15 protein-coding genes and 1 tRNA gene are annotated in these 16,584 nt (G+C 43.9%); 12 read left to right on the forward strand and 4 right to left on the reverse strand.

Features of this window, described 5'->3' with window-relative positions; translation table 11 throughout:
- Positions 1-68: 68 nt before the first annotated feature.
- Both JO154_RS07530 and JO154_RS07535 read right to left on the reverse strand, forming a co-directional pair.
- A complete protein-coding gene (locus JO154_RS07530) occupies positions 69-380 on the reverse strand; it encodes a hypothetical protein (RefSeq protein ID WP_291943325.1) in 312 nt (103 codons plus the stop codon).
- 254 nt (positions 381-634) lie between these two features.
- Positions 635-1,096 carry a hypothetical protein gene (locus tag JO154_RS07535; RefSeq protein WP_291943327.1) on the reverse strand — a complete coding sequence of 154 codons (462 nt, stop codon included), beginning with the start codon at positions 1,094-1,096 and terminating at the stop codon, positions 635-637.
- Between the two features lie 160 nt (positions 1,097-1,256).
- Between JO154_RS07535 and JO154_RS07540 the strand changes: the two genes are divergently transcribed.
- The 3 genes from JO154_RS07540 to JO154_RS07550 all read left to right on the forward strand — a co-directional run bounded on the left by JO154_RS07540 (position 1,257) and on the right by JO154_RS07550 (position 2,856).
- Positions 1,257-1,655 carry a hypothetical protein gene (locus tag JO154_RS07540; RefSeq protein ID WP_291943329.1) on the forward strand — a complete coding sequence of 133 codons (399 nt, stop codon included), beginning with the start codon at positions 1,257-1,259 and terminating at the stop codon, positions 1,653-1,655.
- A 226-nt stretch (positions 1,656-1,881) separates the two neighbouring features.
- Positions 1,882-2,265, forward strand: a complete 384-nt coding sequence (locus JO154_RS07545; RefSeq protein WP_291943330.1) for a hypothetical protein — start codon at positions 1,882-1,884, stop codon at positions 2,263-2,265.
- Positions 2,266-2,355: 90 nt separating this feature from the next.
- Positions 2,356-2,856: a DinB family protein gene (locus JO154_RS07550; protein ID WP_291943332.1), complete on the forward strand. Its 501-nt coding sequence runs from the start codon at positions 2,356-2,358 to the stop codon at positions 2,854-2,856.
- 95 nt (positions 2,857-2,951) lie between these two features.
- Here the strand turns inward: JO154_RS07550 and JO154_RS07555 are convergent.
- Positions 2,952-3,025, reverse strand: a tRNA-Arg gene (locus tag JO154_RS07555).
- A 123-nt stretch (positions 3,026-3,148) separates the two neighbouring features.
- Here JO154_RS07555 and ung point away from each other — a divergent pair.
- Positions 3,149-3,820 carry a uracil-DNA glycosylase gene (ung, locus tag JO154_RS07560; protein ID WP_291943333.1) on the forward strand — a complete coding sequence of 224 codons (672 nt, stop codon included), beginning with the start codon at positions 3,149-3,151 and terminating at the stop codon, positions 3,818-3,820.
- Between the two features lie 63 nt (positions 3,821-3,883).
- A complete protein-coding gene (locus JO154_RS07565; protein WP_291943335.1) occupies positions 3,884-4,630 on the forward strand; it encodes a 1-acyl-sn-glycerol-3-phosphate acyltransferase in 747 nt (248 codons plus the stop codon).
- A 51-nt stretch (positions 4,631-4,681) separates the two neighbouring features.
- Here JO154_RS07565 and JO154_RS07570 read toward each other — a convergent pair whose 3' ends face one another.
- Complete coding sequence (locus JO154_RS07570) at positions 4,682-7,459, reverse strand: putative LPS assembly protein LptD (RefSeq protein WP_291943337.1); 2,778 nt, start codon at positions 7,457-7,459, stop codon at positions 4,682-4,684.
- Between the two features lie 219 nt (positions 7,460-7,678).
- Between JO154_RS07570 and JO154_RS07575 the strand changes: the two genes are divergently transcribed.
- The 7 genes from JO154_RS07575 to JO154_RS07605 all read left to right on the forward strand — a co-directional run bounded on the left by JO154_RS07575 (position 7,679) and on the right by JO154_RS07605 (position 16,514).
- Positions 7,679-8,905 carry an N-acetylmuramoyl-L-alanine amidase gene (locus tag JO154_RS07575; protein ID WP_291943338.1) on the forward strand — a complete coding sequence of 409 codons (1,227 nt, stop codon included), beginning with the start codon at positions 7,679-7,681 and terminating at the stop codon, positions 8,903-8,905.
- Positions 8,906-9,032: 127 nt separating this feature from the next.
- Entirely contained in the window at positions 9,033-10,034 is a 1,002-nt protein-coding gene (locus JO154_RS07580; RefSeq protein ID WP_291943339.1) for an MlaD family protein, read from the forward strand.
- Positions 10,035-10,037: 3 nt separating this feature from the next.
- The gene (locus JO154_RS07585; protein ID WP_291943341.1) at positions 10,038-11,930 is read left to right on the forward strand and encodes an OstA-like protein; all 1,893 of its coding nucleotides are present in this window, start codon (positions 10,038-10,040) and stop codon (positions 11,928-11,930) included.
- Between the two features lie 79 nt (positions 11,931-12,009).
- Positions 12,010-13,188, forward strand: a complete 1,179-nt coding sequence (gene nhaA, locus JO154_RS07590) for a Na+/H+ antiporter NhaA (protein WP_291943343.1) — start codon at positions 12,010-12,012, stop codon at positions 13,186-13,188.
- 124 nt (positions 13,189-13,312) lie between these two features.
- On the forward strand, positions 13,313-13,849 hold the full coding sequence (locus JO154_RS07595) for a hypothetical protein (protein ID WP_291943345.1): 537 nt from the start codon (positions 13,313-13,315) through the stop codon (positions 13,847-13,849).
- Between the two features lie 90 nt (positions 13,850-13,939).
- Positions 13,940-14,959, forward strand: a complete 1,020-nt coding sequence (locus JO154_RS07600; RefSeq protein ID WP_291943347.1) for an alpha/beta hydrolase — start codon at positions 13,940-13,942, stop codon at positions 14,957-14,959.
- Positions 14,960-15,002: 43 nt separating this feature from the next.
- Positions 15,003-16,514: an NAD(P)H-hydrate dehydratase gene (locus JO154_RS07605; protein ID WP_291943349.1), complete on the forward strand. Its 1,512-nt coding sequence runs from the start codon at positions 15,003-15,005 to the stop codon at positions 16,512-16,514.
- Positions 16,515-16,584 lie beyond the last annotated feature (70 nt).

The raw sequence follows: 16,584 nt of genomic DNA on the forward strand, positions 1-16,584 counted from the left end.
AATAGGAGTTTATTTTATTTTATTTTGATTTTCCAAATTCACGGGCAGTTTTGCAGAATTATTCCATATCAACCCATCTTATGCTTCCTCATATATTTTCTTATTTTCTTGATATCTTCTTTCACACTTTTATAAGTGATATCACCTGACCAAGAGCAATCATAAACACTGAATTTATCCCCCTCCTTGTACGCAAATACAAGGTAAGTACCCCCTTTCTCAAACTTAAACGAACAGTTGGTAATCGTATGTGGCTCAAATTCTAGTAACTCACCGGGTGATGATTTCCCTTTCAACACGCTTACCACTTCTATCTGCGCGTTAACGCCTGTATAATAGGTATCTGCCACAGGGCGGATCTCTTTTACTGTAACTAGCATAATGTAATCCGATTTGGGAATATAGTAAGTCACGGGAACCATCATTATACAATCACAAGCTAGCGTTACCTTGTTAATCAGTAAAACAATCGATAAAGTGATGAAAATACTTCTTAGGTACATTTTATAGGGCATTTAGGGTGATCAATCTATTTTGGCATAAAATATCCAGACGATGTACATCAAACAATTAAAAAATACGACCAAAGTAAACTTCAAAATCTTCCAAAAAAGAGGTTATTAACTTCATATTCTTAAATTATTCCCTCCACTTCATCATCCCCATGATACTTCTTCTTATCCTCTTCCGTAAAGAAACAATAAATCAAGCCCTCCATATTTTCTTCTCCTATCTCATGGTTCATCCAATTACTCAACTCTTCCAGGTCAGAAGTTTGCTTAATATCCTCTGCTTTCAGGTGGAATTTCGGAAAGAAAACAATGATACCATTTTCATTCTTGAGCAAGTCTATGACCCGCTGATCTATCGGACAATCAAAGTAGGTTTCATCATAAGTTCGCGCCACTAGTGATAGTTGCCCATCAATCACCTTTTCTTCAAACCAGGCATCGGTTCCAAGGATATACCAGAATGGATCTCCAGCATCCATGGCGTAATCCATCCATTCATCCAACTCATTTCCGAAAACTACTACTGCTACATGCTGATTATTGATAACAGTACAATATGGCTTTGGGGTGGAAAGGTTTGTCATATGATATTTATTAAGTAAGATGAAGTTAATATATATCTGTAATTTTTGACAATACAGGATGTAACATACAACGCTAAATTACAATAATCTGCCGTGGTTATATACCTAATTATATTGCCAATGGCACGATTATTTCGCCTTTTTCTTTAAAAGATCCACCATGAAAAAACGAAATAAAGATATCAAAATGGATCTGCCTGAAGTAAGCGATATTCCCGGACAAGAAAACTATAAAGTTGAAAAGCTAGGGCCCGATACCCCCTCCTCCGACGATGAAGAAGGTAAAGGTATCCTCGATGACGACAATGACACCAGGCTAAGCGATGATACCAATGTGAGCGATACAGAACGCCATCTGCTGGACGAAGCCGCCAACGAAGACCCTGCTTACGAAGAAGAAATTCGCATGCACAAAGCTGAAGTTGACATGCGCGATGATGAAGGCGATTTACTAAATGAAGATGAATCTTTGGATGTGCCAGGTATCGAGGAAGAAAATGAAGAAGAAACCTTTGGCACTGAAGAAGAGGAAGAAAACAATGACAACAATATAGACTAGAATAATAATTAATATCGCATAATTAGATCCAGTTAAAAAGTACTGTGCAATCCAGTCTACAAAGTGGGATGAATAATCCTTACAGACATTTGGTTCATGTTTGTCGCAGGAAAGTAAAGCCCCTATCTATTCCCAAGGCTATCATGTTAAAATAACTTTAGATGCTTAGATGATTAATTATTTAATTTCCCTCCTATACAAAGGCTCTTTCAGTAAAACAAAATTCATGTCTCACCTCCATTCCTTCCTACTTTTCAGTAGCATTTTTTGTCTGACTAGCTGTATAAATATAGCAGGCGACTGTGATACAGACATCTTAAAACGCATTCCCAATCCCAATAATACCATTCAAGCAATAGCCACTGTCACTGACTGCGGTGCAACCACCGCCACCTCTTATGGTGTTCGATTAGTCGAAGGTAATAATCCTACCGACAAGGGGACACCTGAAAATACAATATTGGGTAGTAATAAAAGTGTGGACATTAAATGGATATCCAATGATACCTTGCTGGTAAATGGAATCGACACTACCAACGGATTCAATATAAAAACGCATCTAAGACTGCAAAAACTACATACGGATGTAGTGATTCTTTTCTCGAGATAGCCTTTTCATAAAGGCCAACAATTACATTAAAAATACAATGTCATCAGTAGCAAATCAATCAGAAATATCTACTTTTCAGAAAACAAAATCATGGTACATGCTATCAAACCATCCTTGTGGAAACAATTTGGCGCCAGTATCGATATGCTGATCAATGCCATCTCCGCATATCCCAAAAACCTTTGGGACCAAGAGAAAAAGTTTTTTTACATCTCTTATCATGTCGCCATTTTCCTGGATTACTACCTCACCATTCCCGCCAGTCCCCTCTCCTCACCACTTCCATTTACATTAAGCAACAACATCCCTCCTGACGGCATCGACGACATAGTTCCCAACAGGATTTACTCCCAGGCAGAAATACTCGCCTATCTGCAAGTAAGCAGAAAAAAATGCCATGATCTGATAAGCAACATGTCGGAGGCAGACTTCACCCAACAATGGGTGGAAGTAGACGGGAATAAAGTGATGCCCGTTTTTGAATTGATGTTATACAATATGCGCCATGTACAACATCACGCGGCACAGTTAAATATGTTGCTAAGAAAAGATACTGGAGATGCACCACATTGGGTGAGAGCAGCCAAGTAATTTTACGACTCATGTGAACTGTTAAAACTATTCTCAGAATCCAATTTCCCCAAAACAAAAAAGAGGAAAACCGCTTTCGCAATTTTCCTCTTTCGTGTCCCGGATTGGATTCGAACCAATGACCTACTGCTTAGAAGGCAGTTGCTCTATCCAGCTGAGCTACCGAGACATCCCGACCATCGTGACAGATATTTTGTTATATTTATCTATCGTTTTGGGAGTGCAAATGTATAAATTTTCTGTTAAAAAAAACAAATTAATTTTATTTTTTTTCGATAATGTTGTGATTACTATGGATGTAAAAATTGAATCAAGCTGGAAGGAAGCCCTCAAAGATGAATTCCAGAAATCGTATTTCGAACAGATTGTCATGTTTCTCAAACACGAGAGAGCCCTCGGCAAAACCATCTACCCTGGCGGATCTGAGATCTTCAACGCCTTCGATCAAACACCCTTCGAAAAGGTAAAAGTAGTGATCCTCGGGCAAGATCCTTACCACGGACCCGGCCAAGCACACGGCCTCTGTTTCTCCGTGCAGGATGGCGTTAAACCTCCTCCCTCTCTCGTTAATATTTACAAAGAAATGAAATCTGACCTCGGTCTGGAACCTCCAACAGGCGGTAACCTCACCAAATGGGCAGAACACGGCGTTCTCCTCCTCAACGCAATCCTTACCGTACGCGCACACGAACCTGCATCACACTCGAAAATAGGCTGGGAAACATTTACCGATGCCGTCATCCGTAAAATCTCCGACCAGAAAAAAGATGTCGTTTTCCTACTCTGGGGCAGATTCGCTCAGGATAAACAAATCCTCGTAGATGCCACCAAACATCATATCCTTAAAGCCGCCCACCCCTCTCCATTCAGCGCTGACAAAGGTTTCTTCGGTTGTAAACACTTCTCAAAAACCAATGAAATCCTCTCTAAAGCAGGTATCGAACCAGTGGATTGGCGACTTTAATTGCGAATAAAATAAAATTAATATATTAGCTGCATACGCTGCACAGCGAAAGAGAACGGCTATATGAAAATGATAAAAAAAATCCTGGGAACAATCTTCGCAGTATATGCCTTGCTCCTTTTTGCAGGCACACTATTGATTGTTTTTATCCCAATCTGGATATCTTCTTTCTTCCCTGACCCCTTCCCATCAAGGGTATTTCTGACCATCGGACGCATTTGGATGAAAATCTATATGCCCCTTATAGGCTGCCCTGTTCACACCAAAGGACGGGAAAATTTCGCCAAAGGTCAGACATACGTGGTGGTCTGCAATCATAATGCACTCATCGATGTGCCTGTAACCACTCCTGGTGTTCCTGGCGTTAATAAAACGCTGGCAAAGGCTTCTATGGGCAAAATCCCGCTGTTTGGCGTGTTATATCGCATCGGTGGGATACTGGTCGACAGAAGTGACGAAACCAGCCGCAAAAACAGCATTATTAAAATGCGCCAAGCCCTCAATATGGGGATGCATATGCTCCTCTATCCAGAAGGGACCCGCAATCGTACCGGCGAACCGCTGAAGCCCTTCTATGATGGCGCCTTCACCCTCGCCATCGATGCTCAAGTGCCCATTATCCCTTCCCTGCTGTTTCATACTAAAATCATCAATCCAGCAGGTAAAGGATTCTACGCATGGCCACATCATATCGATTATCACTTCCTACCACCTGTTCCTACAACAGGATTGACAAAGGATGATGTGCCAGCCCTGAAGGAAAAAGTCTTCAAAATTATGTGGGACTATTACGTTGCTAACGATAAATAAAAAGAAATGCCCCCTGAGATCTCAGGGGGCATTTCTTTTTATGCTAGCTCGCTACATATTGTAAAACGTTCGCGATCGATTTATTCTCAAGTCTCGCAAAATACCTGCCTTCGGATTGATCGTAATACTGAACTGTCGGAAGGTACCAAACGGTACTACGTTGATCGACATCTGCCAACAGTGCAAATCCCTGGATATATACATGTTCGTATAAGCCACTTCCATCCTCACAAAATCAAAACCACTGTTCATACCAATCTTCCACTTAGGCGTCAAACTGAAATCTCCATTGAAATTGATATACTGTACAATGGTATTCACTCGCCCGCCAGAGTCAGGCAGAATTCTGTTGACGTAGTTGAAGCTATAAGAGAGATCAATTCTCCACGGAATATCAAAATCTACATACTCACCTGGATTATTACGGATCATCTGCAACTGACGCTGCTGCGCAGCCAAGAGCATATTCGGGTCCGTTACATTCGCGATAGAATCCAATGCCTTTTGCTTATCCTGCGATTTCTTATCCTTCGATTGGAAGGAGGTGGACAGGGTAATGCTGGCATTTGAAAGACGTCCTGGACTCAATTTGCCATCCTGCCATACGTAACGATCTTTAGGCTTTCCATCCTTTCCAACTACATATGGGTCTAATGTTCCGTTGACAGTAATATTCAGTTTCTCGAATAAGTTGGTACGTGCATACAAGGTAATTGGCGACAACTTAAAAGTATCCACTGCAAAGTTATAGTTGAAATTGAACCCAAAACCATCCAGCAATTTCACTTTCTTCTCATGATTGGCGCTGGTATCCTTCTTACTGAAAACTTTCATCTCCAGGTTGTTGTCCAACGCGAAGGTCATACCGCCAAAGGTGGACTCACTAGGTACACCTATCACAGATCCTGTATAATAGGAGTTACGGACAACATCGCCTGCAGCATTATACCGCATGTCATAATAAGCCCCGCTATTCAGGTTAGGACGATAAGATACTCCTAGGGACGGCCGCATAACATGTCGGATTGCTTTTACATGAGAATTTTTTCCGAAACTATACATACCATATAACGCCGTAGAAAGCGACATGGCGGTAGTCAACTCATGCTGGGCAGAGAATCCCGGAATATAGGTGGTATCCAGCGCACCTGTAGCACCCGTTCCTAAATTTATTTTACTCTCATTCCACTGACGTTTAATCTTCTTGGTATACCAGTACTCGGTCAATCCCACGCTTGGAGAAAGCGTAAATGTCTTAAATACAGGAATAGAGAAGGAAATAGGAATATTCTGTTTCATACCTGTTTGCAAGGCGTCAAACATTTCCTTTTTCCCGAAGGCAGAATCTTTAAAATATGCCTGGTTATGTAATTCGTTCGTATAGCCGATACCTATTTTCTGATACCATTTGGCAGTACCTATCAGCTCTTTAGGCTGGAAAGGATATATGGTCTGTACGGAGAAGTTCGCATCTGGGAAGGTAAGCGATACATCCCTAGTCTGTAAGTTCTGGTTATCGGAGATATTGACAGTCAGGTTGTACGGCTTGTTCTGCCAGGTTTTGGAGAAGCTGATACTAGAACCAATATTATTGTTGACACGGGTAGTATAGTCGTATACGTTATATTGATTATAGGAAGAACTTCCGAAGTTCACACTGGCGCCAAAGTTAATTCCCGGACGAGCCTTACTATCCATACTATGATTCCACATAATGCGGAAGTCATGCGAGTTAACAAACTCTGTCGGAACAGATGGGTCGCCGAGACGCGTGTTCGCGAAACTGATAGTCAGCCCGCCGCTATATTTATATCTTTTTCGGTAAGTCGGACTCGCCGTCAATGACCAGCTACCATAGGAATAGATATCCCCTCTCAGGGTCATGTCCATATGATCGCCCATACCAAAGTAATAACCGCCGTTTTCAAGTCCCATCCCCTTCTGTTGGTTTACCACAAACTGAGGCGGGAGGATACCAGAACGCTGTCCCTGTGTAATCGGGAATATAGCGAATGGTATAAAGATCGGTGTAGGAATACCCTGAATTTCCAGGTTAGCTGGCCCGGATACGATGAGTTTATCCGGAATTACCTTGATTTTCTTCGCCCGGAAACTAAAGTGCGGGGTATCCAAGTTACAGGTCGTATAGCCATTTTTGAAACCAAAAATGGTATTATCGGCCATTCGTTTGGTCTTCTCACTATGCACATAACCCTCCCCATATTGGGAACGGGTATTGAAAATAAGCGCTTTGGAAGAGGTAAAATTGTATTCTAAGGTATCAGATTCCAGACTCTGACTACCCTCATTCATCACTGGCCGTCCTACAGGTTTACCCGCAGTATCCTTGGTATGGGTAGCGCTCATGACCCCTGAATTCTGGTCAAAGCTCACTTGGGCAGCCGTCAGATCGATGGTTTTGTATTTTACATTGGCACTGCCGTACAGGTAGAATTTCTTCTCCTGGATCATCAATACCATGGAATCCTGGGCTTTGGCGGTAACCACCGCATCCAGAGAGTCTTTAGAGGCTTTGGGCAAAGCCATCGTGTCTACGGTTACGATGGTCGTGTCCCTCAATGTACTATCTCCCGGCAATTTTATCGCACTGGAATCGCCATGTTTAGGGACAATAGACGTATCTTTAGAACCGACTGGAACAGCGGCTCCCTTACGGATAGGCTTCGGACTAACAGACGACGGTGGTACCGTGTCTGCAAAAATTTTGTTAAATCCGAAGAATGCATGTGGCTTTATGTGCGCAGATGCATCTATAATAAAGGGAACGGCAATAGTCACACCTGCAATTGCCAGGTATGTCCGTCTCAAAAACTTTTTATAATTATTTTTGTAGCTAGAGCTCATGTGTTAAGGCGGGCACAAACCTACAAGTTTTTAAACAATTTATTACAAATGATAACTTGTAAAGTTTGATGAGCAGACATTAGAAAGGCACTTGAAATGCGCATGGAGTAAGTAAATTATTATTTTAACAGATAAACTTATTTTTTATTTTTTGTGATTACAGCACCCATTAAAAAGAGAATCATGCGCTGGAACCGATTTTGGACTTTAGGACTGGGAACATTATTCACCTGTACCTTTTTTATTCAGGCAAAAAATACACCAGTTTCTGAAAAGCAGGGGAAACCCATCAGAACGATTGTGATTGATGCAGGCCACGGTGGGGAAGATCCGGGCGCAAAGGGCAGTTACTCCACGGAAAAAGAGGTTACACTCGCTGTAGCACTCAAATTAGGTAAACTGCTAGAAGAGAACATGCCGGATGTAAAGGTTGTGTATACACGAAAAACCGACCGATTCGACAATCCAAGGGTGAAAGCCCAGATTGCCAACGATGCCAAAGGAGAGCTTTTTGTATCAATTCACTGTAACTCAGCGGCCAAAGTAGCCCGTCAAGTGGGCAGCAGGGCCGTGGTAAAAAGAAAAGGCAAGAAAAAGATAACCACCCATGTACCTGTGTACGCGTATTATCCCAATCCTGCCAAAGGTACTGAAACGTACATCTGGGCCACCAGCAAAAACAGCGCGAAAATGGAGTCCCTCAAACAAAACTCCGTTATCGTACTGGATGCCAACTCCGAAGAGTCTCGCGCCCTGATGGATGATACAGATCCAGAAACATTCATCCTCCTAAATACCCTCCGTAACGCCTATTTTGACCAAAGCCTTCGCCTCTCTACCCTCATTGAGGACGAATTTACCAAGGTAGGCCGCATCAGCCGCGGAGCAAGACAACGTAATGAAAAAGGCATCTGGGTGCTTTCCGCTACCGCTATGCCCTCCGTTCTCGTTGAACTGGGATTCATCAGCAATCCGGAAGAGGAAGATTACTTGAACTCCAATAGCGGTCAAATGGAACTCGCTAATGGTATCTTCAAAGCGATTAAGCGTTACCGTGATGAACTGGATAGGTTCACCAATAACCGTAACCACCCGGTAAATGAGGCCAGCACCACTACTGGTGCACCTTCTGCCTACCATAAAGCCGGCAAAAACAATAAAAATGGTAAAAACAGCCCTAAACAGCAAGATTATGCTGTGCAGTTACTGATTACCGACAAATTATACAAACCGGGAGCTTCTATTTTTAAGAAGCTCCCCGGTAACGTGGAAAGAACCGCTATCGTCAAGAACCGCAAGAAACTAAACAAGTACACGTGGGGACATTTCCATACAGAACAAATTGCCTCCACCGCCCTGAAAAAGGCCAAGAAATCAGGATTCAAAGACGCTCTGGTTGTAAACAACTAATCCCAAATACTCCGTGTCTCCCCATAACCTACGCCCCACTTTCCTCTCCATAATTATCAACATTTTTTTTAAGACACTCCCCGGACAGCCTTTTTGATTATTTTTGCGTTGAACGTATACGAATCACATGCTCAAATTATCAAACGAAACCAAAGTGGGTATACTTACCGCAGTAGGTATTACTCTCCTTGTACTGGGCTTTAATTTATTGAAGGGAAAGAGCCTGTTTAAGAACTCAAAAACCATTTATGCAGTATATAAACAGGTGAATGGCCTCCAACCATCCAATGCTGTGCAAGTAAACGGCCTCGTAGTCGGCACCGTTTCCAACCTCGATGTAATGGACAAAAATGCAGGCAGAATCCTCGTTACCATCACTATCAATAAAAAAATAGAAATTCCTCGCAACTCCGTTGCCCGCATCTCCTCCGACCTGCTAGGCACTAAAACAGTTCAGCTCGACCTGGGTAACGCCAGCGACTATCTGAAAAGCGGAGATACTGTATATGCTGCCGTAGACGGCTCCATGACAGATGCCCTCAAGGAACAATTAAACCCACTGGTAAGAAAACTCCAAGGTACTCTCATGAATATCGATTCCGTTCTCCTGAACGTAAACGGTATGCTCGACTCTACCTCTAAATTAAACCTGCAGCAGGCAATCGGTAACTTGAACCAGATCACTCGCAACTTTACCCATACCAGCGCGGCCCTCAACGGTATGCTGGACCCTAATACAGGCAACGTGCAGGCTACCATCAATAACCTGGAAGCCCTTACCGCTAACCTGAAAAATAATAACCAGAAAATTTCCGCTATCCTCGATAACGCTGAAAAAACTACCGGCGTCCTCGCTAACGGAAACCTGGACAAAACCCTGGTGGACCTACAAAAAGCCGCCGGCAGCCTGAACCAAACTATCTCCAAACTCAATAATACCGACGGTACCGCCGGCCTCCTGCTAAACGACAAAAAAGTCTATAACAACCTGCAGTATTCCCTCGGTAACCTGAACAAATTATTGGAAGACCTGCGCACAAACCCTAAACGTTATGTGCACTTCTCCCTGTTTGGGAAAAAAGATAAAATAAAGCCTCTGGCGTCTGATACATTAACGGCTCAACAATAATTCATGCGCGCATATTTTAAATCGGGGCTTTTACTGGCTGTCATCTTCCTGACATCCATCATCACTGCCAAAGCCCAGGAGCCGCAACAACCCGCTCCTGTAAAAGGTACCAAAGTCATTATCAATAATGCTGACTCCATTATTGAAATGACCAGTGATACCATGCATATCAGAAGACTGCTGGGACATGTCAGCCTCACCCAGGGGAATACCCTGTTTACCAGCGACAGCGCCATTCAGAACCTGAAATCCAATATCATCGATGCCTACGGGAATATCCATATTAACCAGGCTGATAGCGTGCATATCTACGGACAAGCACTAAATTACGATGCAACCACTCGCATTGCTACGCTGACCAAAGATGCCCGCATGACAGATGGTAAAGTAACCATCTCCGGCCCAGAACTGGTATACGACATGAATTCCAAAATAGGCAGCTACCTTAAAACCGGTAAGCTCGTCAATGGGAAAAGTGTCCTCACCAGCGATGAAGGCTTCTATTACGTAGACATGAAAGAAATGCATTTCCAACGAAATGTATTATTGGTAGACCCAGAGTACACGCTGGCTACTGATGCCCTCCTGTACAACACAGAAACGAAAATTGCCAATATTATCGCTCCTACTACTATCAATGAAGGCAAACGTATCATGTACGTAACTAGCGGTTACTATGATACCGATAAAGGCTATGGTAACTTTACCAGTCGCCCCCTCATTGAAGATAGCACCGGTACACTTACCGCCGATCAGTTGGAAATGGATAAAATCGCCGGAAAAGCTTACGCTACCGGAAATATGGTGTATAGAGATACTGTTCGCAAAATGTCATTGCTGGCCAATTACGGCGTAGTAGACCAAATTGCAAAAACAATCCTCGCTACCCAAAAGCCACTGATGATCATGGAAAACGGAAAAGATACCTTCTATCTCCGCGCCGATACCCTCTTCTCTGGTATCATCAAGCCCGGCGATAGTCTCACTATTCCTTCCGTGCAAGGCCTCCGGAAAGTACCGCCACCATTGCGCCTTACTCCCGTGAAAAGCAGAACGCCCAGCACCTACATCAATAATGAACCGGAATTCCTGAAACGAGATGAATTACTCGCCAAACAAAAACGAGATAATATCACAGGTTCAGAAATGATGATGATCGCCGACACCGCCATGGCGAAATCCAGGAATAGAATGGACGTGAACGCGGTCAAAAATGTGAAAATAGCTCCTATGCACCCCGTGCTACTAGGAGACTCACTTCCCGGAGTGAAGCACTATGCAGATAGTATGGCACTCATCTCCCAAAAACGTAAGGAAAAGGATACTACAGAAGAAAGATACCTCTTGGCTTATCACCATGTACGCATGTTCTCCGATTCCCTCCAGGGAGTGGCGGACTCCGTATATTACAGCACCAGCGACTCCATCTTCCGCTTCTTCCGCGACCCTGTGATTTGGACTACCCGGAATACACAGATGAATGGAGACACCATCTATATGTATACGAAAAATCAAACGGCAGATAAAGTAGTGATGAAACAAAACGCTTTCATCATCAATGAAACTGGCCCTGATATGTATAACCAGATCAAAGGAAACCTCATCACCGGATATGTGAGAGATAAGGAACTAGACTGGGTACACGTAGAAGGAAACGCTGAAACAATCTCCTATGCTACGGATAATCAAGGAGCATTTATGAACGTCACCCGAACGTTGTCTGCTACTATGAAACTCTATTTCACAAAAGGGGAACTATCTAAAGTGGTATTCTATACACAACCTGAAACAACGGTCTATCCGTTCACCCACCGACCAATAGACGAGCTTAAACTCGAACATTTCAAATGGGAAATCAAACGGAAACCCAGAAGCAAATATGAGCTAATGCAATAACCATATAGCCCTCCACAAAATGGAGGGCTTTTTTTTGCCTTATATTTGCCAGGTAACTCAAACAGAAAATCTATTTGTCGTGATTAAAAGCTTTATCAAAGAATCACTGCTATCCCCCCTCTACATGTTTCTGAAAGATAGTCGTGCTGTGGGAATAGTATTGATCGTATGCACCCTGATATCCATGATACTGGCCAATTCTGGCATGCAACAGGCATATATCGGTTTCTGGAATGACTTGTTCGATCCCACTTCCGGACATCATTACCAATACCGCGCACTGTCGCTGCCCAATTCCTACCTGTTATGGATAAACGACGGGATGATGGTGCTTTTCTTCTTTTTGGTAGGAATGGAAATTAAAAGAGAACTGACAATAGGTGAATTATCTTCGGTACGTCAGGCTGTACTCCCGGTACTAGCGGCTATCGGTGGTATGCTGATGCCAGCACTTATTTTTACTATTTTCAATAAAGGCACCGAATATTCTCATGGCTGGGGCATTCCAATGGCTACGGATATTGCGTTCTCATTGGGTATCCTGTCGCTGTTGGGTAATAGAGTCCCTGTAAGCCTGAAAATCTTCTTAATGGCCTTGGCCATCATCGACGATCTAGGAGCAATCCTAACCATTGCTATATTTTACACCCCTCACCTGGACGTAAAATTCCTCTTGTATGGAGCCGGCGCTCTCAGTATTCCGATCCTGCTGAATTTCCTGAAAGTAGAAAGACTCACCTTCTATATTATCCCCGGAATAGTGCTTTGGTACTGCATTTTCAATTCCGGCATACATGCTACCATCGCTGGTGTACTACTTGCTTTTACCATTCCTTTAACTAAAATTGAGGAGCTAGTGCATGGCCTACACGATCCCGTTAATTTTATTATCATGCCCCTGTTTGCCTTGGCAAATACCGCCATCGCACTCCCTGGAAATGTACTGGGCTCATTAAACCATGATATCAGTTATGGTATTATGGCTGGTCTGGTAATAGGTAAACCACTAGGCATTTTCCTGCTTTCTTTCCTCTCAGTAAAAATGAAACTAGCGGTAGTGCCAGAAAATTCGAACTGGCGTCAACTCTGGGGAATTGGCATGATTGCAGGGATAGGTTTTACGATGTCTATCTTCATTTCTTCGTTGGCATATGAAGAAAGAGACTTACAAATCATTGCGATTATCTCAGTGATAGCAGCCTCCCTAATCGCAGGCCTGGCGGGCTTTATATACTTCCGACTACTTAAAAATACTTGAGGAAAATAGTGCTTGGCATTGTTATTGTTAAAAGTCTGTGAATTTTTATAACGGACATCATACTTTAGAGAAAAATCTAACGTTAAAAGACTCAAGTATTTCTTATTTTAATAATCAATCATCTATGAAAAAAGTCGTGTTACTTTTCAGCCTTTTCGCTGTACTCGCAACCCAGGCTAACGCGCAGAAAAAGAAAAGCAGCTATCATGGTGGCAGTTATGGTGTAGAAAACTATAATACCGCACTGGGCGTTCGTTTAAACCCTTGGTTAGCAGGCTTCACCATCAAACACTTTATTGCAGGACCACATGCCATCGAAGGTATCGTTTCTACCAACTTCGCACAACGCACGAATGTAACCTTCACTGGTTTATATGAATACCACTGGAATGTTGGCATGCAAGGCCTGAACATGTACGGTGGTGGCGGTGTTCATGTGGGCATCTACGATCGCCTGGACTATTGGGAAGACAAATTCCATGAAAAAGGTAATGGTAATTATGTTACCCCAGGTCTGGATGGTATCATCGGTATTGAATATACATTCAAGAATATACCATTAAATATCAGCGCCGATCTGAAACCTTATGTACAGTTTGTTGGCCCGACCAACCACCTGGATCAAGAAATCGGAGGTGTTTCTGCAAGATTTGCATTCTAGCAATACCTAAATTATCTATATTAGCGGATCAAGGATTATTCTTGATCCGCTATTTTATTTTATTTAGGACAGATACCAACTTTACAACCTGTGCATTTGCGATCACTGCTGTTGACTTTATTCACTATACTATTGCTGACTGACTGTAAAAAGCCAGCCAGGAACGGTCCTGTCATTCAACAACCAGATCAACCACTGGAAGGGTATGGCGGCCGCAGTTACAAGTTTGGAGGGGTAGTAAAACGCAATTTCGATGATAATACCAACCTCGGTTTCTGGTTGTACTATCCAGCAGATACTGCACTGAAAGAAGCTCCTGTAGTGGTTTTCAACCATGGCTACGGGCTCTGGAACCCTGCATGCTATGGAGGTTGGATCAAGCACCTGGTAAGACGTGGTAATATTGTCATTTTCCCAAGGTATCAGGCTACACTGATGACCTCTCCTAGTACTTATACCTCCAATGTGGCAGCGGCTATTAACCGTGCTTTCAAAGAGATTGCCAGCCAACCGACTTGGCCACAGCCTATCAAATCCAAACTCGTGTATGTGGGCCACTCCTTTGGCGGCGTTATCAGCGCGAATCTGGCTTTAAGCCCCGGTACTTATAGTGTTCCGGCTCCCAAAGCGATTATCCTGGCTTGTCCGGGCACAGGTAATACCTCCCAAGGCGCTGCTTCCAGCTATAAAATGATGTCTTCCAAACTGAAAATGCTGCTGATTACAGAAGCAGATGATAACAGTAACGGCACTACGTTTCCTGATTTGTTATATAATACTACCACCTATATTCCTGCTGCCAACAAGAACCATATCACCCATGTGGCAGATAAGCACGGCTATCCGGCCATCACAGCGGATCATGGGGAAGCTGCCGCCACAGATATGACCTTCGATTCGGGCCAGCGCAATACATTTATCAATCTATCTTTCTCCGGTACCCGCATAGATGCCACAGATTATTTCTGCTATTGGAAATTGACGGATGCCCTGATGGACTGCATCTTCAATAAACAAGGCTGCGAAACCGCCTTAGGCAATACCGAAGCGCAGAAAAATATGGGCAAGTGGAGTGATGGCACCCAGGTGAAGCAACTCCAAGTCAAATAGGATCCCGCTAATTTTCCCTAATTTTAGGAAATAAGAGCAGACTATGAAAATCTTCAGTGCGCCACAGGTAAGGGAAGCCGATGCATATACCATACAACATGAACCGGTTAGCAGCCTCGATTTGATGGAAAGGGCCGCCAGTCGCTGTACTACCTGGATTGAAGAGCATTTCTCTCCAAAGAATCCGATATATATATTTTGTGGGAAAGGAAATAATGGGGGAGACGGCCTGGCCATCGCACGGCAACTGCTACAACTTGGCTACGAAGCTGCCGCCTGGACCATCCAAGGCCAAACCAGCCCCGATCATGCTGCCAACCTGCTTCGCCTCCAGGAATCTTACCCAGATAAAGTACATCCCCTCAATGATTTGCAAGCGTTTCCTACATTACCGGCAGGTGCCCTAATAGTGGATGCGCTCTTCGGTACGGGGCTCAATAAACCTATTGATGGCTGGATGGCTGGTGTCGTTCATCATATAAATAATCTACGGCAAAAACATACCATTATTGCCATAGACACACCTTCAGGGCTCTGCGCCGATAGCAGCTCCCTCCATACACCTGTAGTACAAGCCCATTATACTTTAAGCTTTGAAACCTGGAAACTGGCCTTTCTGATGCCGGAAAATGCCGCTGTTACCGGGCAGGTACATATACTCCCTATTGGTCTGCATCCGGACTACCTCACGCATACGCCAGCACGATTTCACCTGACAGACCAAGAAACTATTCGTACCATCTACCAGCCCCGTGATCCCTTTGGTCATAAAGGTATTTACGGGCATGCGCTACTCATAGCGGGCTGCTATGGAAAAATGGGGGCCGCCCTCCTAGCTGCCCGATCCTGCCTCCGCGCAGGCGTGGGCTTACTCACCTGCCATGTGCCGACCAGTGGCTACCAGATCATGCAATTGGGAGAACCAGCCGCCATGTGCATTACTGATTCGGAAATACAACACAGCACGCACTTCCATGAGGACATCGCCGAAGGCAAGTATACCACCGTAGGCATCGGCCCCGGCCTGGGTAGCCATCAGCAAACGGCCCTCTCCCTAGAAAAACTACTGGAAAATTTCCGTCAGCCCATGGTGCTAGATGCCGATGCATTAAATATTATCTCCGTATATCCTTACCTGTTATATCGTATTCCCCAGGGTTCTATCCTCACCCCTCACCCCAAAGAATTTGAACGCTTGTTTGGGAAAACAGCTAATGATTTTGAGCGACTAGAACTACTCAGTAGCAAGTCGCAGGAACTAGGCATTTACATCCTGCTCAAAGGCCGTTATAGTGCGATGGCCTGTCCAGATGGCTCCGTGTATTTCAATCCTACAGGTAATCCCGGGATGGCTACCGGCGGTAGCGGGGATGTACTCACAGGTATTCTTACTGCCTTGTTAGCCCAGCGATATACCCCGAAAGCCGCTATCATATTGGGTGTATGGATTCATGGATTTGCCGGTGATTTGGCCGCAGCCAGTTTGTCGCAAGAGGCAATGACAGCGGGCGATATTACCTCCCACCTGGGCAGCGCATTTCTCCAAGGCATATAACGTAAAAATTTTCTCCCCCAAACATAATACCATGGCTAATTTCAACAAAATCTTAGCGCACAAGGATGCG

This window comes from Chitinophaga sp. (assembly GCF_019236475.1).
Classification (GTDB): domain Bacteria; phylum Bacteroidota; class Bacteroidia; order Chitinophagales; family Chitinophagaceae; genus Chitinophaga.

Bases quoted from the DNA above. Each gene is read 5' to 3' on its own strand.
- JO154_RS07530 (WP_291943325.1), bottom strand. From the start codon at position 380: ATGCTAGTTACAGTAAAAGAGATCCGCCCTGTGGCAGATACCTATTAT.
- JO154_RS07535 (WP_291943327.1), bottom strand. From the start codon at position 1,096: ATGACAAACCTTTCCACCCCAAAGCCATATTGTACTGTTATCAATAAT.
- JO154_RS07540 (WP_291943329.1), top strand. From the start codon at position 1,257: ATGAAAAAACGAAATAAAGATATCAAAATGGATCTGCCTGAAGTAAGC.
- JO154_RS07545 (WP_291943330.1), top strand. From the start codon at position 1,882: ATGTCTCACCTCCATTCCTTCCTACTTTTCAGTAGCATTTTTTGTCTG.
- JO154_RS07550 (WP_291943332.1), top strand. From the start codon at position 2,356: ATGGTACATGCTATCAAACCATCCTTGTGGAAACAATTTGGCGCCAGT.
- ung (WP_291943333.1), top strand. From the start codon at position 3,149: ATGGATGTAAAAATTGAATCAAGCTGGAAGGAAGCCCTCAAAGATGAA.
- JO154_RS07565 (WP_291943335.1), top strand. From the start codon at position 3,884: ATGAAAATGATAAAAAAAATCCTGGGAACAATCTTCGCAGTATATGCC.
- JO154_RS07575 (WP_291943338.1), top strand. From the start codon at position 7,679: ATGCGCTGGAACCGATTTTGGACTTTAGGACTGGGAACATTATTCACC.
- JO154_RS07580 (WP_291943339.1), top strand. From the start codon at position 9,033: ATGCTCAAATTATCAAACGAAACCAAAGTGGGTATACTTACCGCAGTA.
- JO154_RS07585 (WP_291943341.1), top strand. From the start codon at position 10,038: ATGCGCGCATATTTTAAATCGGGGCTTTTACTGGCTGTCATCTTCCTG.
- JO154_RS07595 (WP_291943345.1), top strand. From the start codon at position 13,313: ATGAAAAAAGTCGTGTTACTTTTCAGCCTTTTCGCTGTACTCGCAACC.
- JO154_RS07605 (WP_291943349.1), top strand. From the start codon at position 15,003: ATGAAAATCTTCAGTGCGCCACAGGTAAGGGAAGCCGATGCATATACC.